We start from the raw sequence: 255 nt of genomic DNA, 5'->3' as shown, positions 1-255 counted from the left end.
GAGGATGCCTAGGCGCTAGGAGCCGATGAAGGACGTGGCGAACAACGATACTGCCTCGGGGAGCTGTAAGCAAGCTTTGATCCGGGGATGTCCGAATGGGGAAACCCGGCTGATGTAATAGTCAGTCACTCGCATCTGAATACATAGGGTGTGAAGAGGCATACCAGGGGAACTGAAACATCTAAGTACCCTGAGGAAGAGAAAACAATAGTGATTCCGTCAGTAGCGGCGAGCGAACGCGGATTAGCCTAAACC

At 52.5% G+C, this 255-nt stretch carries 1 rRNA gene; it reads left to right on the top strand.

Annotated features, from left to right (window positions below):
* Window positions 1-255: ribosomal RNA gene (locus KI367_RS26890) — 23S ribosomal RNA — on the top strand; the annotation flags it as partial.

It is taken from the genome of Paenibacillus cookii, from assembly GCF_018333375.1.
Lineage (GTDB): Bacteria > Bacillota > Bacilli > Paenibacillales > Paenibacillaceae > Paenibacillus_AQ > Paenibacillus_AQ cookii.
The sequence above is the reverse complement of the archived record's forward strand: the minus strand, read 5'-3'. Positions and strand labels throughout refer to the sequence as shown.